This window comes from Microbacterium sp. NPDC008134 (genome assembly GCF_042957055.1).
Taxonomy (GTDB): Bacteria; Actinomycetota; Actinomycetes; order Actinomycetales; family Microbacteriaceae; genus Microbacterium.
The window spans coordinates 348644-373201 of the sequence record NZ_JBIBHO010000002.1 but is presented as its reverse complement, the minus strand read 5'-3'; the positions used below and the strand labels follow the sequence as shown (position 1 = coordinate 373201).

The window sequence follows — 24558 nt, the reverse complement described above, 5'->3', positions numbered from 1 at the left end:
GATCTCCTGTCGTAGCGGCCGCCCCTCCAGCCTACCGCGCGTAGCGCAGGGCGCAGATTCGCGGAACCCCCTTCGCGTCCACGGCATCCGCTGGTCTACTCGACGATATGGACACCACGCTCACCGCCCTCGCCATCTCCTGCACCCTCAAGCCCTCCCCCGCCGCGTCGAGTTCCGACCTGCTCGCGACCCAGATCCTCGACGCCCTCGCCGACCACGGCGTCACGGGCGATCTCGTGCGTGCGGTCGATCTCGCGGTGAAGCCGGGCGTCGAGACCGACATGGGCGACGGAGACGAGTGGCCGGCCATCCGCGAGAAGGTGCTCGCCGCCGACATCCTGGTGTTCGTGACCCCGACGTGGATGGGACAGCACTCGAGCGTCGCCCAGCGCGTGCTGGAGCGTCTCGACGCCGAACTCGCCGAAACCGACGAGCAGGGTCGGCCGATCCTGTTCGACAAGGTCGCGATCGCCGGCATCGTCGGCAACGAGGACGGCGCGCACCACATCGCCGCGATCCTCTTCCAGTCCCTGAACGATGTCGGCTACACCGTGCCCGCGCAGTCCTCGGTGTACTGGAACGGCGAGGCGATGCAGGGCGTCGACTACAAGGACCTGGACGAGACGCCGGAGAAGGTCGTCGAGACGATCACGACCGCGACGCGGAACGCCGCGCACCTCGCGCGGGCTCTGAAGGCGAGCGCGTACCCGGCCGAGTGAACACGACCACGTCGTCGCGACGCGTCCGCTCGACCGCGAGACCGGCGAGTTCCAGGCGACGGAACACGCGCTTCGGCACCGCGGGCAGCCCGCCCTCCACGCCGCGCGGCGGCTTCACGATGCCGACCAGCAGTGACAGGTCGACCCCGGGCGCGCGCACCTCGACGCGCGCGTAGTCGCTGCGCGCACGCCAGAGCAGACGCTCCAGATCGCGATAGGCGACGACATACCTCTCGGCGCCGACCGCGAGGCGGAACTCGTCGTCGCCGAACGCGAGCGTGCACGACACCGCCCGACGGCGCGCGAGCGCGGTGAACACGAAGTACACCGGCAACCCGATGAGCAAGCCCAGGGCGATGATCACGATCCGCGGGCCCAGTCGCATCGCCAGGTCATCGAACGCGATCATCAGCACGAAGGCGACGAGTCCAGCCGGAACGACCATTCCGACGATCGCGAGGGTGAGCGCGCGCATCCGCATCTGCACCGCCCGGACACGCACTTCCGAGCCGTCCCCGTTCGCCGCGCGCTCCCAGGTGCGGGGCACCGGCGCCGGCCGCTTCGCGGCATCGCGTCGCGCGATCGCCGACGTCACGCGCGAGATCAGGCCGAGCCAGATCCATCCCGCGGCCGGGAGCGCGGCCATCTGCAGCACGAGCAGAACGGCTCGCGCGCCCTGCGGGAGCGTCGCGAGCCATGGCCCGGCGAACTCGACCACGACCACGATCAGGGCCGCCAGCACGACGGCGGCACCGATGTGCAGCGGCATGCCGATGCGTGCCGGCATCCGCAACGTCGATCCGACGAACGAGTACCCGAAGCACCATCCCCCGACCAGCATCAGGAGGAACGGGAAGAAGCTGAGGTCGTCACCCGCCAGCGTCACCACGACGGCGACAGCGAGGAGGGCGGTTCCCCAGAAGATCGGACGGCGCAGCACGGGACAAGCTTAGGATCAAGCCCGCCCCGTGCCGCGCCCGATGTCAGCTGCGGCGTGCGCGGCGCAGAGCGATCGTCGCGGCTCCCGCGAGCAACAGCATCAGACCGAACCCGGCGGCGTACCAGGGCAGGTCGCCACCTGTGATCGCCAGCCCGGCACCGACCGGGCCCGCCGCGTTCCCGCCGATGACGGCCGCGGTCGGCACCGTGACGGTCGCGGCAGCGGATGCCGATCCGGTCAGCACGTTCTCACCGGGGTCCACCGCAGAACCGGTGGCGCCGTTCGTGAGCGTGCCGACATCGGCGGCGCGCACCTCGTACGACACGGTGCAGGTGAGCACCGCGCCGGGGGCGAGCCGCACGGGGGCCGTCTTGTCGCAGGTGAGGTCGCCGAGCGGAGCCGAACCCGAGAAGTCCGCCTCGCTCAGCCGCACGTCCGAAAGGGTCACCGAGCCGGTGTTCGTCGCCGTGAGGGTGTAGAGCACGTCGTCGCCGACCTCGGCGGTCGAGCTCGACGCCGTCTTCGCCACGGCGAGAGCGGACTCGCTGTCGACAGCGAGGAGCGCCGTCGACTCGGCGGATGCCGACGAGACGGTCGTGCCGGCGATCAGCGTCGTCGCGACCGCTTCGTTGCTCACACCGCCCGCGTCGACATCGGCCTGCGTGATCACGTACGGCGCCTGGCAGGTCGTCGACTCACCGACGGCGAGGTCGGTGACGGGGCAGACGATCTCGCCGAGTTCGCCCGTGCCCGAGAACGCGGTCTCGTCGATCACGAGGCCCTCGACCGGGAGGTCGCCGTCGTTCGTGACGGCGAAGTCGTAGACGACGGTGTCGCCCGCCGCGGCGGTGGTCGGCGTGACGGACTTCACGAGTCCGAGCGATGCCGCCTTCGCGGTGTTCGTGACGGTGCAGCTGACGGCGTCGCCGGCGACCAGGTCGAGCTGCTGGCTCGCCTCAGCGCCGGTCGGCAGAACCGTCGTGCTGGCCTCGTTCGCGTTCGTGCACGCCCAGTCGGCGTCGTAGTAGTCCACTGGGCTGGGGGCGTCTTCGGAAGATGCCTCCGAGAGCGTGAGCGGGCCGCTCGGAATGACCGGGATGACGTCGGTGGTCGCGGTGTCGGCGTCGCCGGTGGTCGCCGAGGCGAGGAGCGGCCCCTCGCTCGATGCGACGTTGATGTCGAAGGAGTCCGCGGGGTCGACACGGCTGTCGATCTGCTTGTCGACCGAGACGGCGGCGGTGCGGATGCCGAAGGCGAGGCCTTCGCGCTCACCACGGTTGTTCATGTAAAGCGATCCCGAGATCGTCGTCGCGGACGGGGCGGCGAAGATCGAGCCGTACAGACCGGGGGCCGCTGCCGACCCCGGGTAGCACCAGACATTGGTCGCCGCGCCGACGGGCGGCTGGCATCCGCCGTTCTCCGCCTGCCAGTTGTAGTCGATGAGCGACATCGGCGCGTCCGAATTCCAGAAGATCCACTCGCCTGCGCTGCCCGCAGCAGCGTCCTGCGTCTCGGGAGCGGCAGCGATGAGGTCGTACCCGGTGACCGGGGTGCCGTCCAGCGAGACTTCGAAGTCCGAGATCACGATCTGCACTCCCCCAGCGGGCAGACCAGCCGAAGCATAGAGGAACGGGTCACCCGGAATGCCGTTGTAGTAGCCGGGGATACCCATGATGAACGGTGGGTTCGTGGCCGGCACTGCGACGACCGGACGGAGGTTCCAACCGCTGATGGCCCGCTCCGTCACGGTGTACGACACGTCATACGCGCCGAGCGACATCTCGAACTGCTGGCCTTCGGCAGTCAGTCCGATGCCGGAGTCGTAATCCGCGAAGTCGAGCCAACAGATGGAGTCGGCGAACTTTCCGCCCCCGTCCGGGTTGGCATACCCGCAATTCGTCGCGACCGGTGCGGCGGAAGCCGGAGCCGCCGCAACGCCCGTGAGCAACATGGCCAACAGTGCTGCTGCGCCGGCGAAGGCCGACAACTTCTTGACGCTCACAAGCGCTCTCCCCTGGGTGAAAGTGGACAGCGTCCCATACGCCTTCCGAAGAGGAAGACGTTGCAGCCACCCGATCGTGACACGCATCTGTCGGATACCGCGCGTACCACCGGGACATCGCGTTTCTTACTCGCCCGCGATATACCGGTCAGCTCACCTGAATTTATCTTGAACAATCGTTCAGTCTACGATGTTGGGGCCGACATACGACAAGGACCCCTCCCCGCCGCAGCGGAGAGGGGTCCTTGAGGAGGTGTACTCAGTCGGCTCAGAGGCTCAGAAGTCCCAGTCGTCGTCTTCCGTCGCCTCGGCCTTGCCGATGACGTACGACGAGCCGGAGCCCGAGAAGAAGTCGTGGTTCTCGTCGGCGTTCGGCGACAGGGCCGACAGGATCGCCGGGTTCACGTTCGTGACCGTCGACGGGAACATCGCTTCGTAGCCGAGGTTCATCAGCGCCTTGTTCGCGTTGTAGTGCAGGAACTTCTTGACGTCTTCGGTCAGGCCGACGCCGTCGTAGAGGTCCTGCGTGTACTGCACCTCGTTGTCGTAGAGCTCGTAGAGGAGCGAGAAGGTGTAGTCCTTCAGCTCGTCGCGACGCTCCTGCGTCTCGTTCTCGAGACCCTTCTGAAACTTGTAGCCGATGTAGTAGCCGTGCACGGCCTCGTCACGGATGATGAGGCGGATGAGGTCGGCCGTGTTCGTCAGCTTCGCCTTCGACGACCAGTAGATCGGCAGGTAGAAGCCCGAGTAGAAGAGGAACGACTCGAGCAGGGTCGACGCGACCTTGCGCTTGAGCGGGTCGTCGCCCTGGTAGTAGTCCATGATGATCTGAGCCTTCTTCTGAAGGTTCGGATTCTCGGTCGACCACCGGAACGCCTCATCGATCTCCTTCGTCGACGCGAGCGTCGAGAAGATCGAGGAGTAGCTCTTCGCGTGCACCGACTCCATGAAGGCGATGTTGGTGTACACGGCCTCCTCGTGCGGAGTGATCGAGTCGGGGATGAGAGACACGGCACCCACGGTGCCCTGGATCGTGTCGAGCAGCGTCAGGCCGGTGAAAACGCGCATCGTCAGCAGCTGCTCTTCGGGGGTGAGCGTGTTCCACGACTGGATGTCGTTCGACAGCGGCACCTTCTCGGGCAGCCAGAAGTTGTTCACCAGACGGTTCCAGACCTCGAGGTCCTTGTCGTCTTCGATGCGGTTCCAGTTGATCGCCTGCACGCTGTCGACCAGCTTGAGCGGGGGGTGAGGAGTCATGTTCGTCGTTTCTCGTTTATCAGTGACGGACGGGTCAGAGCATGCAGGAGACGCACTCGGTCATGTCGGTGCCCTCGAGCGCCATCTGACGCAGACGGATGTAGTAGATCGTCTTGATGCCCTTGCGCCATGCGTAGATCTGCGCCTTGTTGATGTCGCGCGTCGTGGCGGTGTCCTTGAAGAACAGCGTCAGCGACAGCCCCTGGTCGACGTGCTGCGTCGCCGCGGCGTACGTGTCGATGACCTTCTCGTAGCCGATCTCGTACGCGTCCTGGTAGTACTCCAGGTTGTCGTTCGTCATGAACGCCGCCGGGTAGTAGACGCGACCGAGCTTGCCTTCCTTGCGGATCTCGATCTTCGACGCGATCGGGTGGATCGACGACGTCGAGTTGTTGATGTACGAGATCGAGCCGGTCGGCGGCACCGCCTGCAGGTTCTGGTTGTAGATGCCGTGCTCCTGGATGGAGGACTTCAGCGCCACCCAGTCGGCCTGCGTCGGGATGTGCTTGCCGGCGAACAGCTCCTTGACCTTCTCGGTCGCGGGCACCCACTCCTGGTCGATGTACTTGTCGAAGAACGTGCCCGACGCGTACGTCGAGTCCTCGAAGCCGTCGAACGCCTGCTTGCGCTCGATCGCGAGGTTGTTCGACGCGCGCAGCGCGTGGAACAGCACCGTGTAGAAGTAGATGTTCGTGAAGTCGATGCCCTCTTCGGAGCCGTAGTAGACGTGCTCGCGAGCGAGGTAGCCGTGCAGGTTCATCTGGCCGAGGCCGATGGCGTGCGAGCGGTCGTTGCCGTCCTCGATCGACCGCACCGAGCGGATGTGGCTCTGGTCGCTCACCGCCGTGAGCGCGCGGATCGCCGTCTCGACGGTCTGACCGAGGTCGTCGGCATCCATCGACAGCGCGATGTTCATCGAGCCGAGGTTGCAGGAGATGTCCTTGCCGATCTGGTCGTACGACAGGTCGTCGTTGTACGTGGTCGGCGTGTTCACCTGCAGGATCTCGCTGCAGAGGTTCGACATGTTGATCCGACCCTTGATCGGGTTGGCCTTGTTCACCGTGTCCTCGAACATGATGTACGGGTAGCCCGACTCGAACTGGATCTCGGCGACGGTCTGGAAGAACTCGCGGGCGTTGATCTTGGTCTTCTTGATGCGCGAGTCGTCGACCATCTCGCGGTACTTCTCGGTGACCGAGATGTCGCCGAAGGGCACGCCGTAGACCTTCTCGACGTCGTACGGCGAGAAGAGGTACATGTCCTCGCCGTTCTTGGCGAGCTCGAACGTGATGTCGGGAACGACGACACCCAGCGAGAGCGTCTTGATGCGGATCTTCTCGTCGGCGTTCTCGCGCTTGGTGTCGAGGAACCGCATGATGTCGGGGTGGTGCGCGTTGAGGTACACCGCACCCGCACCCTGACGGGCACCGAGCTGGTTGGCGTAGCTGAAGCTGTCTTCGAGGAGCTTCATCACGGGGATGATGCCCGAGGACTGGTTCTCGATCTGCTTGATCGGCGCGCCGGCCTCGCGGATGTTCGAGAGCAGCAGCGCCACCCCGCCGCCACGCTTGGAGAGCTGCAGAGCCGAGTTGATGCCGCGGGCGATCGACTCCATGTTGTCTTCGATGCGCAGCAGGAAGCAGCTGACGAGCTCGCCCCGCTGCGCCTTGCCCGCGTTGAGGAAGGTCGGCGTGGCCGGCTGGAAACGACCGGAGATGATCTCCTCGACCAGCGCGACGGCGAGCTTCTCGTCACCGTCGGCGAGACCGAGAGCGGTCATGACGACGCGGTCCTCGAAGCGCTCGAGGTAGCGCTTTCCGTCGAAGGTCTTGAGCGTGTAGCTCGTGTAGTACTTGAACGCGCCGAGGAAGGTCTCGAAGCGGAACTTCTTGCCGTAGGCGAGGTCGTTGAGCTTCTGGATGAACTCGAGCGAGTACTGCTCGATGACGGCCGGCTCGTAGTACTCCTTCTCGACGAGGTAGTCGAGGCGCTCCTTGAGGGAGTGGAAGAAGACCGTGTTCTGGTTGACGTGCTGCAGGAAGTACTCCCGCGCCGCACGCTTATCGGCGTCGAACTGGATCTTCCCGTTCGCGTCGTAGAGGTTCAGCATCGCGTTGAGGGCGTGGTAGTCCAGCCCCTCGTACGCCTGGTTCATCTTGAACGCCGCCTGCTGTGTCACGGTCTGCTCGTCCACTGCGCTGCCCACACTCGTTCCAATCCGTCGCTGACGCGATCCACGTCGTCTTGTGTGCCGAAGATCTCTAGCCGGTACAAGTGAGGCACGTGGCACTTGCGGCTGATGATGTCACCGGCGAGGCAGAAGGCCTCGCCGAAGTTGGTGTTGCCTGCGGAGATCACCCCGCGGATGTGACGACGGTTGCGCTCGTCGTTGAGGAACCGGATCACCTGCTTGGGCACGGCACCCCGCTCGACGCCGCGCCCCTGGCCCCCGCCGTAGGTCGGGGTGACCAGAACGAAGGGTTCGTCGATGACGAGTTCTCCGTCGTTCCGGTGGAGCGGGATGCGTCGGGCGGGAAGGCCCAGTTTCTCGATGAAACGTGCGGTGTTGCCCGACACGCTCGAGAAGTAGACGAGGAGCGGTGCGGCGGTCGCGATGGCATTCATGCGTCGATTCGCTCTCACCCCGCGTCGCGGTCGCGTCTCAGGCCAGACGCGACGCGAGCTCGTCGATCTTGTCGGGACGGAAGCCCGACCAGTGGTCCTCGTCGGTGACGACGACCGGCGCCTGCATGTAGCCCAGCGACTTGACGTGCTCCAGCGCCGTCGGGTCCTCCGACAGGTCCTGGATCTCGTACTCGATGCCCTTGGCATCCAGGGCGCGGTAGGTCGCGTTGCACTGGACGCAGGAAGGCTTGGTGTAGACCGTGATCGACATCTGTTTCCCCTCAGAATCGTTGTGTGGCCGGCAGTCCTCCGCCGGGAGTTCAATACTACATATAGGGACGGACACTCGGAGTGACCACAAGGGGTAGTAGTTACATTCGTGTAGTTTTTCCACCGCTCTCCCCAGATACAACACAGGTTCTCCACCGTTTCTTCCACAGGCGGAGGGGCGGTCGCAGGGCTCCCGAACCGCGGGAAATCGCGGCTGGGAGGCACCTGTGAGAGATCCATCCACAGATCGCACGCTACGCCGGGCATCCGACATTCGGATTCCTGTGGAAAGTACTCCTCGGCGTGTCGTCGGCGTGTCGCCGACGCCTCGGCATCCGACCGTTCCCGCAGCGTCGGTGGCTGCCGGTACCGTTGTCTGGTGGCGGGATACCAGGACCTTCTTCGCACGCCCGGAGTGGCGCGCATGATCGCAGCTCAGCTGACGGCGCGATTCCCCAACGGCATGTCCTCTCTCGCGATCCTGCTGCACGTGGAGCAGCAGACCGGGTCCTACGGCGCCGCGGGCCTCGTCCTCGCCGCGACGAGCGTCGGGCAGGCCGTCGCCGGCCCCGTGACCAGCCGGTGGATGGGCGCCTGGGGCATGCGTCGCGTCCTCACCCTCACCCTCTCGGTCTGCGTCCTCGCCGTGCTCTGCCTGGCACTCCTCCCCCTGAGCCTGCCGGGCTACATGGCGCTCGGCCTGATCGCCGGCCTCTCGACACCGCCCGTGCAGTCGGCGGTGCGCACGATCTACCCCAAGCTCGTCAACTCCAAGCAGCTCACGCCCCTCTTCTCCCTCGACGCCTCGCTGCAGGAGATCATCTGGATCCTCGCGCCGGTGGTCATCACGCTCGTCTCGACGCAGGTCGGCACGACCCAGGGCCTCCTCCTCGTCGCGGTGTTCCTCGTCGGCGGCGGTTCGTGGTTCATCCTCTCCCCCGAGGTCGGGCGCGTGCGCATCCCGCCCAGTCGCAGTGCGCTCGGCAAGGTGGTGCTCAAGCCCCCGGTGCTGATGGCCACCATGATCGGGTTCCTTCTCATCGGGGCGTGCTCCGCGGTCGAGGTCGGCGTGGTCGCGACCTTCGAGCACGGCAGTCTCGAAGCCGGACTCGTGCTCGCGGTCTTCGCGGTGGGAAGCCTCGCCGGCGGCCTGTCGTTCGGGCACATCCCGATCGGGCCGTGGGCGATGGCCCGCCGCCTCACGATCGTGACGGTCGGCCTCGCGCTCACCATGGTCTCCCTCAACGTCTTCTGGCTCGGCGGCACCCTCATCCTGGCGGGTATCGGCATCGCGCCCGCCCTCGCAGTGCTGTTCGCGATCACTACGGCCAGCGTCAAGTTCAGTGAGACCGCCGAGGCCTTCGGCTGGGCGGGCACCGGCCAGCTCATCGGAGCCGCGGCCGGATCCGCGGTGGCCGGATTCCTCGTCGACGCCACCGACGCGCGCGGCGCCTACCTCGCCGCCGTCCTCTTCGCCGCACTCGGTCTGATCGTCTCGATCGTCTTCGTGCGCGCCCTCCCCGACCTGCGTCATCGCGACCCGAGCCCGTACCCCGACACCGAACCCCTGGCGGTCACCCCCTCATGAGCATTCCCCCCTCCTCCCCCTCCGTTCCCGAAGTCGTCTGCGTCGGCGAGTCCATGGGTCTCGTCACAGCACTGCATGCACCGCTGGCCGAGACCGAGACGGCAGCGCTCGGGATCGCCGGCGCCGAGGGCAACGTCGCGGTCGGTCTGGTCGCCGCGGGGCACCGGGCCGCGTGGGCCTCCCGCCTCGGCGACGATCCCATCGGCGAGCGCATCACCTCGGAGCTCGGACGACGCGGTGTCGAGATCTGGGCCGAGACCGACGCGGATGCCCCGACCGGCGTCATGTTCAAGGACCCGGGTGTCGAGTCCTCGTCGGTCTACTACTACCGCAGCGGCTCCGCCGCCTCCCGCATGGATGCCGGATCCCTCGCCGTGGATCGGCTGCGCGGCGTGCGGATCGTGCACACCACGGGCATCACGCCCGCCCTCTCCCCTTCGTGCCGCACCATGGTCGACGGCCTCTACACCGATGCCCGCGACGCAGGAGCCCTCGTCTCGTTCGACGTGAACGACCGTCGCGCCCTCTGGTCGATGGACGATGCGCAGGCCACGCTGACCCGCCTGGCCGATGCCGCCGACATCGCGTTCGTGGGCCGCGACGAGGCCGAGCGCCTGTGGGGCACCGCGACCGCCGCCGATGTGCGCGCCCATCTGCCGAACTGCGCCCTGCTGATCGTCAAGGACGGCGACGTCGGCGCGACCGCCTTCGCCGCGGGCGAGGAGCCGGTGTTCGTCCCCGCCCCGCGCGTCGACGTGGTCGAACCCGTCGGGGCCGGTGACGCCTTCGCCGCGGGCTTCCTCGCCGCGACGCTCGACGGCGCCGACCTCGCGGACCGTCTCTCGGCCGGACACGCCGCCGCCGCGCGCGTGCTGCGCACCCACGGAGACCTGCCGCCTCTCGGATGACGGCGAGAGGCGCGCGACGGAGACACCCTTCCGTCGCGGTTCTAGGCTGAGGGCATGGCCGCACCGCTCACCCTTCCCCGCCTCTCCTGGGGCGATCCGACCGCCGACCGCCAGGCCCTCCTCGTGCACGGACTCGGCTCGTCCGGCGCCCTGATGTGGCGACTCGGCGAGGCCCTCGCCGAGAGCGGGTGGCACGCGGTCGCCGTCGACCTGCGCGGGCACGGCGACGCGCCACGGGCGCTGGACTACACCGTCGCCGCATACGCCGCGGACCTCGGCATCGCGCGACCGCAGAGCGGTGGCGCCTGGGACGCCGTCGTCGGTCACTCGCTCGGCGGCGCATCGAGCACCGTTGCCGCGGCATCCGACCCGGCGTGGACCCGCCGTCTGATCCTGCTCGATCCCGCGATCTTCGTGGCGGGCCGCGACGCGAAGATCGTGCGCAAGAGCCAGGAACGCGCGTTCGCGGATCAACGGATCGAGGTCGTGCAGCAGGAGCATCCGCACTGGCATCCGCAGGATCACGAGCTCAAGGTCGATGCGGTCCGCCGGGCGAGCGCCTGGGCGGTCGAGCAGACCAGCGTGCAGAACACTCCCTGGGACGTCCGGGCGGATGCCGCGCGCCTCGCCGTCCCGACGCACATCATCGCCTCCGACCCTGCGGTCTACAGCATCTTCACCGGCGAGACCGCGACCGACGTGCTGAACGCGAATCCGCTCGTGACGATGTCGATCGTCGAGGGCGCCGGGCACTCGCTGCACCGCGACAAGCCGGAGGAGTCGATCCGACAGCTCGGGGAGGCCCTGGCATGAGCGCGTTCGACCCGGCCGTCTTCCTGCCCGACGATCTGCTCGAACGGATCCGAGAGCGCGCCCCGATCCACGATCGCGAGAACACCTTCCCCCAGCAGGATCTCGACGAGCTGCGCGCGGCCGGATACCTCTCGATCCTCGTCCCGACCGATCGCGGAGGCGCGGGACTCGGTCTCGCAGAGGCGGCCGTCCTGCAGCAGCGTCTCGCCTCAGCCGCCCCCGCCACGGCGCTGGCGATCAACATGCACCTCGTCTGGACGGGCGTCGCGAAGGTGTTCTCCGACCGCGGCGTCGCGGGGCTCGAGTTCGTGCAGGATGGCGCGGCTGCGGGCGAGGTCTTCGCGTTCGGGATCAGCGAGGGCGGCAACGACCTCGTGCTCTTCGGCAGCGATACGGATGCCGTCCCCACCGCCGACGGCGGCTACGCGTTCACCGGCACGAAGATCTTCACCTCACTCGCCCCCGTGTGGACGAAGCTCGGTCTCCACGGACTCGACACCACCAGCGCCGATGCCCCGAAGCTCGTGTTCGCGTTCGTGGAGCGCACGGACGCCGTGGTCACCGGCGACGACTGGGACACGCTCGGCATGCGCGCCACCCAGAGCCGCACCACTCGCCTGTCGAGCGCCCCGGCTGCGGCGGAGCACGTCGTACGCCGTATCGATCCGGGACCGAACCCGGACCCGATCGTGTTCGGCATCTTCAGCGTCTTCGAGATCCTGCTGGCATCGGTTTACACCGGCCTCGCCCGCCGGGCGCTCGATCTCGCGGTCGAGACGGCGCACCGGCGACGTTCGAAGAGCACCGGTGCGGCGTACAGCCAGGATCCCGACATCCGGTGGCGGATCGCCGACATGGGTCTCGCCTACGACGCTCTCCCGCCGCAGATCCAGGCCCTCGCGCGCGACGTCGACGAGCGGGTCGATCACGGTGCCCGTTGGTTCACCCTGCTCTCCGGGCTCAAGCACCGTGCGATCACCACGGCGAAGCGGATCGTCGATGAGGCGATGCTCGTCGCCGGCGGCGGCTCCTACTTCTCGAGCAACGAGCTGTCCCGGCTCTACCGCGACGTGCTCGCCGGCGCATTCCACCCCTCCGACCCCGAATCCGCGCACGCGACCGCGGCGAGCGCCTGGCTCGGCCCGCGCGAAACTTGACACTTCCTGCCGAATTCGCAGATTGAATGGAGCGATCCTGCGAAATCGGTTGAAATGACCGATCTCGGGTGCGAGGATCGCACCATGGTCTCCTCGAAGAAGCAGTCCCCCCTCGATGCCGTCTCCAAGACGATCATCGAGCTGCTCCAGGATGACGGGCGTCGCTCGTACTCCGATATCGGCCGCGTGGTCGGGCTCAGCGAGGCGGCGGTCCGCCAACGCGTGCAGCGTCTGACCGAGTCCGGGGTCATGCAGATCGTGGCCGTCACCGACCCCATGCAGCTCGGGTTCCACCGCCAGGCGATGATCGGCATCCGCGTCTCCGGCGATGCCCGCCGTGTCGCCGAGGCCGTCGCCGAGATCGAGGCGATCGACTACGTCGTCATCACGGTCGGGGCCTTCGACGTGCTCGCCGAGGTCGTCTGCGAGGACGACGAGGACCTGCTCTCGCTGATCAACGACGTGATCCGTCCGATCGACGGTGTGCTGTCGACCGAGACCTTCATCTACGCCAAGCTGCAGAAGCAGCTCTACAACTGGGGGACCAGATGAGCACCGCATTCCCACCCGACGCCGAGGCCGCACTCCAGGCGAAGGCCAAGGATCACCTCTGGATGCACTTCACCCGGCAGTCGACCATGGCCGAGTCGGGCGTGCCGATCATCGTGAAGGGCGACGGCCATCGCATCTGGGACGCGAAGGGCAAGGAGTACTTCGACGGACTCGCGGGCCTCTTCGTCGTGAACGCCGGCCACGGGCGACGGCGTCTGGCCGAGGCCGCCGCGAAGCAGGCATCCGAGCTCGCCTTCTTCCCGCTGTGGTCGTACGCGCACCCCGCCGCGATCGAACTCGCCGACCGTCTCGCCGATGAGGCCCCCGGCGACCTCAACCGCGTCTTCTTCTCGACCGGCGGCGGCGAAGCGGTCGAGACCGCTCTCAAGCTCGCGAAGCACTACTGGAAGCTCCAGGGCAAGCCCACCAAGCACAAGGTCATCTCACGTTCGGTCGCCTACCACGGCACCCCGCACGGCGCCCTGGCGATCACCGGCATCCCGGCGATGAAGGCGATGTTCGAACCGGTCGCCCCGGGCGGTTTCCGCGTGCCGAACACCAACTTCTACCGCGCCGCCGAGATGGGTGCGCCCGCCGACGACCTCGAGGCGTTCGGACGCTGGGCCGCCGACCGCATCGAGGAGATGATCCTCTTCGAGGGCGCCGATACGGTCGCCGCGGTCTTCCTCGAGCCGGTGCAGAACTCCGGCGGATGCTTCCCGCCCCCTCCGGGCTACTTCCAGCGTGTGCGCGAGATCTGCGACCGCCATGACGTGCTGCTCGTCTCCGACGAGGTCATCTGCGCGTTCGGACGCCTCGGTCACACCTTCGCGTGCACTGGCCTCGGCTACGAACCCGACATGATCACGTGCGCGAAGGGCATGACGAGCGGCTATTCGCCGATCGGCGCGACCATCGTGAGCGACCGCATCTACGAGCCGTTCGCGACGGGCGACCTGTCGTTCCCGCACGGGTACACGTTCGGTGGCCATCCTGTCTCTGCTGCGGTCGCGCTCGAGAACCTCGCGATCTTCGACGAGGAAGGGCTCAACGCGCACGTGCGCGAGAACTCGCCGCTCTTCCGCGCCGAGCTCGAGAAGCTCAGCGAGCTGCCGATCGTCGGCGATGTGCGCGGCGACGGCTACTTCTTCGGCATCGAACTGGTGAAGGACAAGGCGACGCGTGAGACGTTCGACGACGCCGAGTCCGAGCGCCTGCTGCGCGGCTTCCTCTCCCCGGCCCTGTTCGAGGCCGGGCTGTACTGCCGTGCCGACGATCGCGGCGACCCCGTCATCCAGCTCGCACCGCCGCTCACGGTCGGCCCCACCGAGTTCCGCGAGATCGAGCAGATCCTGCGCGACGTCCTCACGCGCGCGCAGAGCGTGCTCTGACCGCCATCCCCCTTTCCCTCCCTCACACACCCTCAGGAGCACTGTGGACGTCGTCCGTCATGTCATCAACGGCTCGGAGATCGCCGAGGCGGCCCGCACCGGCCGGATCTTCAACCCCGCGACCGGCCAGGTGACCAAGGAGGTCGCGTTCGCGTCGACCGCCGAGGTCGACAGCGCCATCGCCGCGGCATCCGCCGCTGCTCGCGCCTGGCGCGAGACCAGCCTCATCAGGCGTGCCGACGTGTTCTTCCGTCTGCGTCAGATCCTCAAGGACCGCACGCCCGAGCTCGCCGCGATCGTCACGTCCGAGCACGGCAAGGTCCTGTCGGATGCCGCGGGCGAGGTCTCGCGCGGCATCGAGAACGTCGAGTTCGCCGCCGGTCTCGTGCACCTGCTCAAGGGCGAGCGCAGCGAGCAGGTCGCCCGCGGCGTCGACGTGCACTCGGTCAAGCAGCCGGTGGGCGTGGTCGCGGCGATCACCCCGTTCAACTTCCCCGTGATGGTGCCGCTGTGGATGGTCGCCTCGGCGATCGCCTGCGGCAACACGGTCGTGCTGAAGCCCAGCGAGAAGGATCCCTCGGCCGCTGTGTGGCTGGCGAAGGCGTTCCAGGAAGCGGGGCTCCCCGACGGCGTGCTCAACGTCGTGCACGGCGACAAAGAGGCCGTCGATGCGCTGCTCGACTCCCCGCGGGTCGCCGCGGTGAGTTTCGTGGGTTCCACCCCGATCGCCCGCTCGATCTACCAGCGAGCCTCGGCCGCGGGCAAGCGCGTGCAGGCTCTCGGCGGCGCGAAGAACCACATGGTCGTGATGCCGGATGCCGACATCGATGCGGCCGCGGATGCCGCCGTCTCCGCTGCCTACGGATCGGCCGGCGAGCGCTGCATGGCCGTCTCGGTGCTCGTCGCCGTGGGCGACGTCGCCGACGAGCTGGTCGCGGCGATCGCCTTGCGCATCGACGGACTGACGATCGGCGACGGCACGGATGCCGCGAGCGAGATGGGCCCGCTCATCACCCGCGAGCACCGTGACAAGGTCGCGTCCTACGTCACCGGGGCATCCGCCGAGGGAGCCGAGGTAGTCGTCGACGGCACCGCGAAGACCTTCGACTCCGACGGCTTCTTCCTCGGTGTGAGTCTGCTCGACCACGTGACCCCGGGCATGAACGCCTACGACGACGAGATCTTCGGCCCGGTGCTGTCGGTCGTACGGGTCGACAGCTACGCGGATGCCGTGGCGCTCGTCAACGCGAATGCCTACGGCAACGGCACTGCGATCTTCACCCGCGACGGCGGCACCGCCCGGCAGTACGAGTTCGACATCGAGGTCGGGATGGTCGGCGTGAACGTGCCGATCCCCGTGCCGATCGGCGCATACTCGTTCGGCGGGTGGAAGGACTCGCTGTTCGGCGACTCGCACATCTACGGTCCCGAATCCGTGCACTTCTACACGCGTTCCAAGGTCGTGACGACCAGGTGGCCCGACCACACGCCGTCGCAGATCGACCTCGGCTTCCCGAGCAACCACTGATCCCGGAGCGCCACCGATGACGAACTTCACCGACCGCCACGGCGCGAGCCACGCACTGCCCGCACCCGAGGCCGACGCGCAGGTGCGAGCCGACGACCGCGGCCACGTGTTCCACTCGTGGAGCGCGCAGGCCCTGATCGATCCGTTGCCCGTCGCCGCGGGTGAGGGGTCGACTTTCTGGGACTACGACGGCAACGCCTACCTCGATTTTTCGAGCCAGCTCGTGAACCTCAACCTCGGCCACCAGCATCCGGATCTGGTGTCCGCGATCCAGCAGCAGGCCGGCCGCCTCGCGACCATCCAGCCGTCGATGGCGAACGACGTGCGCGGCGAGCTCGCCCGCCTGATCTCCGAAGTCGCGCCCGCGGGCATGCAGAAGGTCTTCTTCACGAACGGCGGCGCCGAGGCGAACGAGTACGCGGTGCGGATGGCGCGCCAGTTCACCGGTCGCCGCAAGGTGCTCTCGATGTACCGCAGCTATCACGGGTCGACCTCCACCGCGATCTCGCTCACCGGCGACCCGCGCCGCTGGGCGAACGACGGCGTCGACAACGGCACGGTGCGCTTCTTCGGACCCTACCTGTACCGGTCGCCCTTCCATTCGGAAACGCCAGAGCAGGAGACCGAGCGCGCTCTCGCGCACCTCGAGCAGACGATCCAGCTCGAGGGCCCGGCCACGATCGCGGCGATCATCATCGAGACGGTCGTGGGCACCAACGGCGTGCTGGTACCGCCGCCCGGATACCTGCCCGGCGTGCGCGAACTCTGCGATCGCTACGGCATCGTCTACATCGCCGACGAGGTGATGGTCGGGTTCGGCCGCCTGGGCGAGTGGTTCGGCATCGACGCGTTCGACGCGACGCCCGACCTGATCAGCTTCGCGAAGGGCGTGAACTCCGGGTACGTGCCGCTGGGCGGCGTGGTGATCTCGGATCGCATCTCCGCGGCCTTCGACGAGATGCCGTTCGCGGGCGGACTCACCTATTCCGGGCATCCGCTCGCGTGCGCGGCAGGTGTCGCGACCTTCGAGGTCTTCCGCCGTGACGGCATCCTCGAGCGCGTGCGCGATCTGGGCGAACGCGTCGTCGAGCCGACTCTGCGCACCTGGGTGGACACCCATCCGAGCGTCGGAGAGGTGCGCGGGCGCGGACTCTTCTGGGCGATCGAACTGGTGCGCGATCGCGCGACGCGCGAACCGCTGGTGCCGTTCAACGCGATGGGAGCGGATGCCGCCCCGATGGGTGTCTTCGCCGCGGCGGCGAAGAAGGGCGGGGTCTGGCCGTTCGTGCACTTCAACCGCGTGCACGTGGCGCCGCCGCTGATCATCTCGGAGGACGACCTGGTGCGCGGGCTGACCGTGATCGACGAGGCGCTGACGCTCGCCGATGCGGCGGCCGTGCGCTGAGCTCTTCGGTCCGGAGGGCTACTTCGAGTCGAAGTCGAACGCCTTGAGCAGCTCGGCGACCGCCTGGTCGCGCTCCTCTCCTCCGGCCTCGAACATGTGCGTCACGTGCGTGCGCAGATGGTTCTCGAGCAGGAGGCGGTTGAGGGACTCGAGCGACTTCTGGATCGCGCGGGACTGGGTGATGATGTCCATGCAGTAGTCCTCGTTCTCGATCATCCGCGCGACTCCGCGCAGCTGTCCCTCGAGGATCGCGGTGCGGTGCAGTGCGCGCTTCTTGATGTCTTCGATCACGCATCGAGGTTACCCGTCGAAGGGATCGATCACCGAGAGTCCGGGGACGTCGAAGTCCTTCACGTTGCGGGTCACGAGCGTGAGTCCGTGGTGCAGGGCGGTCGCCGCGATCAGCGCGTCGCCGAGAGGACGCCGGTCGGGCACCTGGATGGCCGCTGTCAGACGTGCGATCGCGCCGGTCACGTCGAGTGGTGGAGCGGGAAGCCCCCGGAGAACGGAACGCAGCCATCGGTCGAGTGCCACCGCGGCGATGGTATCCCGGCGCTGCACGAGCAGAACGCCGCGTTCCAGTTCGAGCTCGGTGATGACGCTGATGCGCTGCGACCGCACCGGCACCGACGCGAACCAGCGGGCGACGCCGGGGTCAGGGCGCGGTCGGCGGGTCTCCGAGATGACGTTCGTGTCGAGCAGGAAGCCCGTCATAACTCGGCCTCTCGACCGAAATCGCGCGATCTCTCCGCCGCGATCTCGTCCATGATCCGTCCGAAGGCGTCATCGGGGTCCGCGTCGTCCGGCACAGGCTCGATCACGTCGAGTAGCGACCGGCCGTCGCCGCCCGGCGCCTCCGACCGCAGCCGCTCGTACTCTGCAATGTTCAGCAGCACGTAGGCCGGCTCGCCACGTCGGGTGACGAGCACCGGCTCGTCGTCGGCAAGTCGTTGCGCGCGCGCGACGGACTGGTTGAACTCTCGAGCGGACATGCGGAACACGATGCACCTCGTTTTCTGATGTAGTGAGGGTACTACACAGATGCGACGTGAAAGGATGCCTTCATGCCGCGCACACCGATGGCGATGCTCTCGCCCGCCGATCAGGTCCGCCTCCGCGCGCTGCGCCGCATGAAGGCGGTCGCCCTGGGCGCGCTGATCTTCATGTCCGTCGTCTTCGTGTTCGCCTTCGCATTCCAGGAGCGGATGAGCTGGCTCGGCTACGTGCGCGCCGCGGCCGAGGGCGGGATGGTCGGTGCCCTCGCCGACTGGTTCGCGGTGACCGCGCTCTTCCGCCGCCCGCTGGGCCTGCCGATCCCGCACACCGCGATCATCCCGAATCGCAAGGACGAGATCGGGCGCAGCCTGGGTGAGTTCGTCGAGACGAACTTCCTCGCCGCGAGCGTCGTGCGCACGAAGCTGTCGTCCACCGCGATCGCGCAGCGCGCGGGCGAGTGGCTGCGCGAGTCGGAGCACGCCGAGCGGGTCGGCGCCGAGGGCGCGACGATCGCCACAGCCATCCTCAACGGCCTCAGTGACGACGACGTCCGCGACCTCATCTCCGATCTCGCCCGCGAGCACCTCGTCTCTCCCGAGTGGGGCCCGCCCGCGGGGGCCTGGCTCGAGAAGATCGTGGAGGCCGACGCCCATCGCGGCGCCGTCGACCTCGCCGTCGACAACATCGGTCGGTGGCTCGACGCCAACGGCGAGTATTTCCGGGGCCTCGTCTCCCAACGTCTGCCGTCGTGGGTGCCGCGACTCGCGCACCGCTTCGTCGACGACACCGTTTACAACGAGGCGGTGAAGTTCGTGCACGCGGTGCAGGCCGACCCCCGGCATCCGGCCCGTCTGGCGATCGACGGCTACCTCGGCCGCCTCGCCGACAACCTGCAGAACGATCCCGCCACGCGCGCCAAGCTCGAGAACGCGAAGGCGTCGCTGTTCGACAGTCCTCGCGTCGGTGCCCTCGCCGCGGAGGCTTGGAACACCGCGAAGAACGGCCTGCTCGCGGCCCTCGCCGATCCCGAGAGCGGACTGCGCCGCCGGGCGGTGCAGGCTCTGCAGGAGGTGGGCGAGCGACTGACGACGGATGCCGCGCTGCAGCGCCGCGTCGACACCTGGGTGTCGGATGCCGCGGTCTTCCTCGTCGACCGCTACCGCCATGACATCGCCTCGATCATCACCGACACGGTCGAGCGCTGGGACCCGGCCGAGACGACCGAGAAGATCGAACTCATGGTCGGTCGCGACCTGCAGTACATCCGCCTGAACGGCACGTTCGTCGGCGCCCTCGCGGGCCTCGCCATCTTCTCGATCGCCCACGCCCTGATCCCCGGAGTCTGATATGGCCCTCTCGCACGATCCGCTCTGGCCCCGCGCCGGCGGTTGGCCCTCCCCCGACACCATCGATGATGCGGATGCCGTGCTTCTGGGCGTTCCCGTCTGGCGCACGTCGCTCTCGCCCACGGGCGCGGGCGCGACGCCCGCCGCGACCCGCGACGCGCTCCCGCGCTACGGAACCGCGCTGATGGGCCCGCCGGCCGTAGACCTGAACGACATCCTGCGCATCGCCGACGCCGGCGACGTGCACGAGCCCGACGGCGATGAGGGCGAGGCATCCGTCATCGCCCGCGTGCGCGAGCTGTCGGAGTCGTTCGTCATCGCGCTCGGTGGTGACAACTCCCTCACCTACCCCGTGGCCCTCGGTGCGCGAGCGACCGGGCTCATCACCTTCGATGCGCACTTCGATCTGCGCGACGGAATCTCGAACGGCACCCCGGTGCGTCGACTCGTCGAAGACACCCCGGCGCTCTCGGCGCTCGACACCGCGCGCATCGACCCGACGCGGATCGTGCAGATCGGCATCGCCGACTTCGCGAACTCGCTCGCCTACGCCCAGCGCGCGGCGGACTGGGGCATCCGCGTCATCACGCTCGACGAGGTGCGCCGCCGTGGCATCGACGACGTCGTGGCCGAGGCGCTCGAGATCGCGGGCGCGGGCGCGCACTCCCGCGTCCACCTCGACATCGACGTCGACGTCTGCGATCGTTCGGTCGCCCCCGGGTGCCCCGCGAGTGTGCCCGGCGGACTGCAGGCCTGGGAGTTGCGCGCGCTCACCCGCGCCGTCGCATCCGATGCCCGCGTCGTCAGCGCCGACCTCGCCGAGGTCGATGCGACAGCGGATGCCGACGACGCCCGCACCGTGCGCCTCGCCGCCCTCTGTGTGCTGGAGTTGCTCGCCGGCCTTGCCGCGCGCTGAGCCCCGCGCACGCACGCACGCACGCACGCACGCCGAGGAAAGCACAAACCCCGGGCATCTGCCCGGGGTTTCGTGTGGTGGTGGACCTAAGGGGATTCGAACCCCTGACCTCCTCGATGCGAACGAGGCGCGCTACCAACTGCGCCATAGGCCCTTACGAGGATCAACATTATCACGATGCCGACCCCTGTTCAGACGCCGGGTCAGCCGGCGGCGCGACGGGCGAGCATGTCGCGCACGTGCGCCTCGATCTCGGCGTCGTCGACGAAGCCCATCTTCGCGTAGGGCGAGGCCTCAGCGGCGGGGGCGACGCGCGGCGCGGGCATCGGCACGGGCGCCGGGGCCTGCTCGGCGGCGATCTGCTCGGCGCGGGCACGGAGCTCCGCGAGACGGGCGGCCTTGCGCAGTTGCTCCTGCGCATCGATCTCGGCGCGGGCGGTCTGCGCGCGCGATCCGGTGACCGTGACGAGCGGCTCGGGCAGCGGACGCGGTGTCCAGGTCGCGCGACCCTGGTCGTGGATCTCGGGGGCGACGCGCTCGCGCGGAGCCTCGGCGACCACATGGCTCGCCCGCGCCACGCGACCGGCGACCGCGGCCATCCGCTGCAGCGCGACCGCGCCGAGAAGCGCGAGCGCACCGCCGACCCACAGCAGGGTCGACGCTCCGGTCGCGAGCAGCTGCCACACACCGAGCCCCGCGAGCACGACTCCGACGAGCGCGGCGACGGTCGAGAGCATCCGCACCCGGCGGCGTGCTCGCGCCTGACGGATCACCGGATCGGCCCGTGTCGCCGCGAGCTCGGCACGCAGCTTCTCGAGCTCGGCGGACTCGCGCTCCGACTGCACGCGCTTGGCGAGCTTCTGTTGCGCCAGCGCGGTGCGAGCGGTCAGCTCGACGCGCACCTCTTCCGGGGTCTCACTCGTCTCGGCGAGAATCCGCAGCGCCTGATTGAGTCGCACGGCGTTGCGCTCTGCCGCGTTGTACTGGAAGCGTCCGCGCCACGAGGGCAGCAGATAGAGCATCCACAGGAGCACGGCGACGAGCACGATCACTCCCCCGCTCAGCACCGGCCCGTCCATATCGATAACGGTAAGGGAACAACCGGGTCACGGCCGCGAGCCGGGCGCGTGTCGCGGCCAGACATCTCGCCGAAGACGGCGTGTCGTCAGACCGGGAGCCGATCCGACGGAGGGATCGTCGCGGCATCCGGTGGCACCTGACCGCTCAGCCAGCGCGCCAGCACCCCCTGCGGGACGTCTTCCTTCGACAGCGCGAACGCATAGTGATCGCGCCAGTCGCCATCGATGTGGATGTACCGCCGGCGCAATCCCTCGTAGCGGAAACCGAGCTTCTGCACCACGCGTAGGCTCGCCGCGTTCTCGGGGCGGATGCAGATCTCCATCCGGTGCAGGCCGTACTCGACGAAGCATGCGTCCGTCGCCAGCGCGACGGCGGTGGGTGTGATGCCCTTGCCGGCGAACTTCTCACTCACCCAGTACCCGATCGTCGCCGAGCACAGCGACCCGCGCGAGACACCCCACACGTTGAGCTGCCCGGCGACCTCGCCGTCGTACTCCATGACGAACGGATACCCGCCGCCGTCGCGATACTGCTGCAGCAGACGGCGGATGCTCAGGCGCATGTCGAACGACACCGAGCCGTAGGGCACGGTGGCCTCCCACGGCTGCAACCAGGACCGGTTCGCGAGCAGCTCCTGCTGGAGCACGCGGGCATCCTTCGTGCGCACGAGGCGCAGCTCGATCGGTCCGTGTCGCATGCCCGCCATGAGATCCATCATCTCGCGCCCGACCCGCCGGAGGCCTAGAGGCGCTCGGCGAATTCCTTCAACCACGGGCGCAGCTCGGCGCCGAGGTCGTCGCGGTCGGAAGCCAACTGCACGATCGCCTTGATGTACTCGACCCGATCGCCGGTGTCATAGCGACGACCGCCGAAGATCACGCCCACGACGCCCGGGCCCGAGGGGTCGGCCGCCATCTCCTGCAGCGCGTCCGTCAGCTGGATCTCGCCGCCCTTGCCGGGTTCGGTGTGCTCGAGGATGTCGAAGATCGAGGCGGGGAGCACGTAGCGCCCGATGACCGCGAGGTTCGACGGGGCATCCTCGCGGGCGGGCTTCTCGACCAGTCCGGTGACGCGCACGGCGTCCGACCCCTCGATGTCCTCGACGGCGGCCGTGCCGTAGAGGTGGATGTTCGCGGGGTCGACCTCCATGAGGGCGATCACGGCGGCGCCGGAGCGCTCGTGCTCTGCGAGCATCTCGGTGAGGAGCGGATCGCGCTCATCGATGAGGTCGTCGCCCAGGAGGACGGCGAAGGAGCTGTCGCCGACGTGGGCGCGGGCGCGCAGCACGGCGTGGCCCAGGCCCTTCGGCTCGCCCTGGCGGACGAAGTGGATGTCGGCGAGGTCGCTCGAGCGCACGACGCGCTCGAGCCGGCCGTGGTCGCCCTTCTCCATGAGCTTCACCTCGAGCTCGGGCACGGAGTCGAAGTGGTTGGAGATCGCGTTCTTGTTGCGTCCGATGATGACGAGGATGTCGTCGATCCCGGCGTCCGCAGCCTCTTCGACGACGTACTGGATGGCCGGCTTGTCGACCACTGGCAGCATCTCCTTCGGCATGGCCTTCGTCGCCGGCAGGAAGCGCGTCCCCAGCCCTGCCGCAGGAATGACCGCCTTGAACTTCTGTGTACCCATCCCGACAGCCTACCGGTGGGCGCCGCGTAGACTCTGAGCCATGTCGAACGAGGTCGAGCACGCCAAGCGCGCACTGCGCGCCGAGCTCCGTGAACGCCGGGCGCTCCTCTCCGAAGCGCAGCGGGAGTCCGCGGCCGCCTCGATCGGCGAACGCCTCGACGAGCTCGTCGACCGCCTCGGTGCGCAGTCCATCTCCTGCTACCTCTCGGCGACGGCCGAGCCGGGCACGCGCGAGTTCGTCACCCGTGCGGTGCGCCGCGGCATCCGCGTCCTCCTCCCCGTCACCCGCGCCGACGGACTGCTCGACTGGGCCGTCGCGAACGACGACGACGACGTCGCCGAGGGCCTCTTCGGCATGCCCGAGCCGACCGGCGAGGTGCTCGGCCCGATCGCGGTGAACGACGTCGACCTGATGATCGTGCCCGCCGCCGCCGTCGACCGTTCCGGCATGCGCATGGGCTGGGGCCGCGGCTACTTCGACAAGACCATCGGGTCGATGGAGAAGTGCCCGCCCGTGTACGCGGTCATCTATGATTCCGAGATACTCGACTCCCTGCCGCGCGAGGTGCACGACCAGCCGGTCGACGGCATCGTGACCCCGACGCAGACCCTCTCCCTGTCGCCGACGCGACGCTGACCCCCGAGGACGCCATGCCCACCTACGCCTATGCCTGCACGTCGTGCGGCCACCGCTTCGATGCCGTGCAGAGCTTCGCCGACGCCTCGCTCACCGTCTGCCCCGAGTGCGGCGGCGCACTGCGCAAGCAGTACGGTTCGATCGGCGTGACGTTCAACGGCTCCGGCTTCTATCGCACGGACTCGCGGGCCAAGTCTGGCGGATCATCGGATGCTTCGACATCATCGAAGAAGGAATCGACCACGAAGAGCGCCCCCGCGCCGGCGTCGAGCCCTGCCTCATCCTGATTCCCCACCACTCGGAGGTTCGCATGCTCAAAGGATTCAAGGACTTCATCCTCCGCGGCAACGTCATCGACCTGGCGGTCGCCGTCGTCATCGGCTCGGCATTCACCGCGATCGTCAATGCGGTCGTCTCCAGCGTCATCAACCCGCTCGTCGCCCTCTTCTTCAAGGCCGACGCGATGGGCGGCTTCGGCCCGCAGGTCACCAACATCTACGGCGACACGGTCACGTTCCCGCTCGGCGACCTGATCTCGGCCATCATCAGCTTCCTCGCGGTGGCGCTCGTCGTGTACTTCGTCTTCGTCCTGCCGATGAACACCTTCAAGGCGCACGTCGAGGCCCGCAAGGGAACCGCCGCCGAGCAGCCTGAAGAGGAGCCGGCGGCCGCGACCGAGGCCGAACTGCTCGTCGAGATCCGCGACCTGCTCGCGAAGAACGCCGCGCGCGACTGACGGGTTACGCCCCACTGCTTTCAGTAGTGGGGCGGGACGTCCTGCATCATGCGGTCGTCGTTC

At 68.1% G+C, this 24558-nt stretch carries 26 protein-coding genes and 1 tRNA gene; 14 read left to right on the top strand and 13 right to left on the bottom strand.

Annotation, left to right across the window (positions count from 1 at the left end; genetic code table 11):
* Window positions 1–107: 107 nt before the first annotated feature.
* On the top strand, window positions 108–719 hold the full coding sequence (locus ACFY9N_RS12565; RefSeq protein ID WP_391478974.1) for a flavodoxin family protein: 612 nt from the start codon (window positions 108–110) through the stop codon (window positions 717–719).
* Here the strand turns inward: ACFY9N_RS12565 and ACFY9N_RS12560 are convergent.
* The 6 genes from ACFY9N_RS12560 to nrdH all read right to left on the bottom strand — a co-directional run bounded on the left by ACFY9N_RS12560 (window position 649) and on the right by nrdH (window position 7814).
* On the bottom strand, window positions 649–1659 hold the full coding sequence (locus ACFY9N_RS12560; protein WP_391478973.1) for a hypothetical protein: 1011 nt from the start codon (window positions 1657–1659) through the stop codon (window positions 649–651). The genes ACFY9N_RS12565 and ACFY9N_RS12560 overlap by 71 nt on opposite strands.
* A gap of 43 nt (window positions 1660–1702) precedes the next feature.
* Window positions 1703–3661: a hypothetical protein gene (locus ACFY9N_RS12555; protein ID WP_391478972.1), complete on the bottom strand. Its 1959-nt coding sequence runs from the start codon at window positions 3659–3661 to the stop codon at window positions 1703–1705.
* Window positions 3662–3937: 276 nt separating this feature from the next.
* Window positions 3938–4918, bottom strand: a complete 981-nt coding sequence (gene nrdF / locus ACFY9N_RS12550) for a class 1b ribonucleoside-diphosphate reductase subunit beta (RefSeq protein WP_391478970.1) — start codon at window positions 4916–4918, stop codon at window positions 3938–3940.
* A 34-nt stretch (window positions 4919–4952) separates the two neighbouring features.
* The gene (gene nrdE, locus ACFY9N_RS12545; RefSeq protein WP_391479238.1) at window positions 4953–7073 is read right to left on the bottom strand and encodes a class 1b ribonucleoside-diphosphate reductase subunit alpha; all 2121 of its coding nucleotides are present in this window, start codon (window positions 7071–7073) and stop codon (window positions 4953–4955) included.
* Between the two features lie 20 nt (window positions 7074–7093).
* Entirely contained in the window at window positions 7094–7543 is a 450-nt protein-coding gene (gene nrdI, locus ACFY9N_RS12540) for a class Ib ribonucleoside-diphosphate reductase assembly flavoprotein NrdI (protein WP_391478969.1), read from the bottom strand.
* Between the two features lie 37 nt (window positions 7544–7580).
* On the bottom strand, window positions 7581–7814 hold the full coding sequence (gene nrdH, locus ACFY9N_RS12535; protein ID WP_391478968.1) for a glutaredoxin-like protein NrdH: 234 nt from the start codon (window positions 7812–7814) through the stop codon (window positions 7581–7583).
* 378 nt (window positions 7815–8192) lie between these two features.
* On the opposite strand from nrdH, the gene ACFY9N_RS12530 reads away from it, so the two are divergent.
* The 8 genes from ACFY9N_RS12530 (at window position 8193) to ACFY9N_RS12495 (ending at window position 17155) form a co-directional block, all read left to right on the top strand.
* Complete coding sequence (locus ACFY9N_RS12530; RefSeq protein ID WP_391478967.1) at window positions 8193–9401, top strand: MFS transporter; 1209 nt, start codon at window positions 8193–8195, stop codon at window positions 9399–9401.
* A complete protein-coding gene (locus tag ACFY9N_RS12525; RefSeq protein ID WP_391478966.1) occupies window positions 9398–10309 on the top strand; it encodes a sugar kinase in 912 nt (303 codons plus the stop codon). The genes ACFY9N_RS12530 and ACFY9N_RS12525 overlap by 4 nt, the downstream gene beginning before the upstream one ends.
* Window positions 10310–10363: 54 nt before the next feature.
* Window positions 10364–11122 (top strand): alpha/beta fold hydrolase, encoded by a 759-nt coding sequence (locus ACFY9N_RS12520; RefSeq protein ID WP_391478965.1) that lies wholly within the window; start codon window positions 10364–10366, stop codon window positions 11120–11122.
* On the top strand, window positions 11119–12279 hold the full coding sequence (locus tag ACFY9N_RS12515; protein WP_391478963.1) for an acyl-CoA dehydrogenase family protein: 1161 nt from the start codon (window positions 11119–11121) through the stop codon (window positions 12277–12279). Before ACFY9N_RS12520 ends, ACFY9N_RS12515 begins: the two co-directional genes overlap by 4 nt.
* 84 nt (window positions 12280–12363) lie before the next feature.
* Window positions 12364–12831, top strand: coding sequence for an Lrp/AsnC family transcriptional regulator (locus ACFY9N_RS12510; RefSeq protein WP_247624943.1), 468 nt, complete (start codon window positions 12364–12366; stop codon window positions 12829–12831).
* Window positions 12828–14222 (top strand): aspartate aminotransferase family protein, encoded by a 1395-nt coding sequence (locus ACFY9N_RS12505; protein WP_391478962.1) that lies wholly within the window; start codon window positions 12828–12830, stop codon window positions 14220–14222. The genes ACFY9N_RS12510 and ACFY9N_RS12505 overlap by 4 nt, the downstream gene beginning before the upstream one ends.
* A 43-nt stretch (window positions 14223–14265) precedes the next feature.
* Complete coding sequence (locus tag ACFY9N_RS12500) at window positions 14266–15750, top strand: CoA-acylating methylmalonate-semialdehyde dehydrogenase (protein ID WP_391478960.1); 1485 nt, start codon at window positions 14266–14268, stop codon at window positions 15748–15750.
* 16 nt (window positions 15751–15766) lie between these two features.
* Entirely contained in the window at window positions 15767–17155 is a 1389-nt protein-coding gene (locus ACFY9N_RS12495) for an aspartate aminotransferase family protein (RefSeq protein WP_391478959.1), read from the top strand.
* 18 nt (window positions 17156–17173) lie between these two features.
* On the opposite strand, the gene ACFY9N_RS12490 is transcribed toward ACFY9N_RS12495, so the two are convergent.
* From ACFY9N_RS12490 to ACFY9N_RS12480, 3 genes are read right to left on the bottom strand one after another with little or no spacing between them, the layout of a single operon-like run.
* Window positions 17174–17446: a metal-sensitive transcriptional regulator gene (locus tag ACFY9N_RS12490; protein WP_391478958.1), complete on the bottom strand. Its 273-nt coding sequence runs from the start codon at window positions 17444–17446 to the stop codon at window positions 17174–17176.
* A 9-nt stretch (window positions 17447–17455) separates the two neighbouring features.
* Entirely contained in the window at window positions 17456–17869 is a 414-nt protein-coding gene (locus ACFY9N_RS12485) for a type II toxin-antitoxin system VapC family toxin (protein WP_391478957.1), read from the bottom strand.
* Window positions 17866–18147: a type II toxin-antitoxin system prevent-host-death family antitoxin gene (locus ACFY9N_RS12480; protein ID WP_391478956.1), complete on the bottom strand. Its 282-nt coding sequence runs from the start codon at window positions 18145–18147 to the stop codon at window positions 17866–17868. The genes ACFY9N_RS12485 and ACFY9N_RS12480 overlap by 4 nt, the downstream gene beginning before the upstream one ends.
* A 72-nt stretch (window positions 18148–18219) precedes the next feature.
* Between ACFY9N_RS12480 and ACFY9N_RS12475 the strand changes: the two genes are divergently transcribed.
* Both ACFY9N_RS12475 and ACFY9N_RS12470 read left to right on the top strand, forming a co-directional pair.
* On the top strand, window positions 18220–19497 hold the full coding sequence (locus tag ACFY9N_RS12475; protein ID WP_391478955.1) for a DUF445 domain-containing protein: 1278 nt from the start codon (window positions 18220–18222) through the stop codon (window positions 19495–19497).
* A gap of 1 nt (window position 19498) precedes the next feature.
* Window positions 19499–20413, top strand: coding sequence for an arginase family protein (locus tag ACFY9N_RS12470; protein ID WP_391478953.1), 915 nt, complete (start codon window positions 19499–19501; stop codon window positions 20411–20413).
* Window positions 20414–20491: 78 nt separating this feature from the next.
* Here ACFY9N_RS12470 and ACFY9N_RS12465 read toward each other — a convergent pair.
* From ACFY9N_RS12465 to galU, 4 genes are all read right to left on the bottom strand, one after another.
* Window positions 20492–20567, bottom strand: a tRNA-Ala gene (locus ACFY9N_RS12465).
* Between the two features lie 49 nt (window positions 20568–20616).
* Window positions 20617–21492 (bottom strand): hypothetical protein, encoded by an 876-nt coding sequence (locus ACFY9N_RS12460; protein ID WP_391478952.1) that lies wholly within the window; start codon window positions 21490–21492, stop codon window positions 20617–20619.
* Between the two features lie 86 nt (window positions 21493–21578).
* Window positions 21579–22190, bottom strand: a complete 612-nt coding sequence (locus ACFY9N_RS12455) for a GNAT family N-acetyltransferase (RefSeq protein WP_391479236.1) — start codon at window positions 22188–22190, stop codon at window positions 21579–21581.
* Between the two features lie 44 nt (window positions 22191–22234).
* Window positions 22235–23122 (bottom strand): UTP--glucose-1-phosphate uridylyltransferase GalU, encoded by an 888-nt coding sequence (galU, locus tag ACFY9N_RS12450; RefSeq protein ID WP_391478950.1) that lies wholly within the window; start codon window positions 23120–23122, stop codon window positions 22235–22237.
* A 40-nt stretch (window positions 23123–23162) separates the two neighbouring features.
* On the opposite strand from galU, the gene ACFY9N_RS12445 reads away from it, so the two are divergent.
* From ACFY9N_RS12445 to mscL, 3 genes are read left to right on the top strand one after another with little or no spacing between them, the layout of a single operon-like run.
* A complete protein-coding gene (locus ACFY9N_RS12445) occupies window positions 23163–23759 on the top strand; it encodes a 5-formyltetrahydrofolate cyclo-ligase (protein WP_391478949.1) in 597 nt (198 codons plus the stop codon).
* Window positions 23760–23773: 14 nt separating this feature from the next.
* Window positions 23774–24046 carry an FmdB family zinc ribbon protein gene (locus ACFY9N_RS12440; RefSeq protein WP_391478948.1) on the top strand — a complete coding sequence of 91 codons (273 nt, stop codon included), beginning with the start codon at window positions 23774–23776 and terminating at the stop codon, window positions 24044–24046.
* Between the two features lie 23 nt (window positions 24047–24069).
* A complete protein-coding gene (gene mscL, locus ACFY9N_RS12435) occupies window positions 24070–24495 on the top strand; it encodes a large conductance mechanosensitive channel protein MscL (protein ID WP_391478946.1) in 426 nt (141 codons plus the stop codon).
* Window positions 24496–24558: the final 63 nt, after the last annotated feature.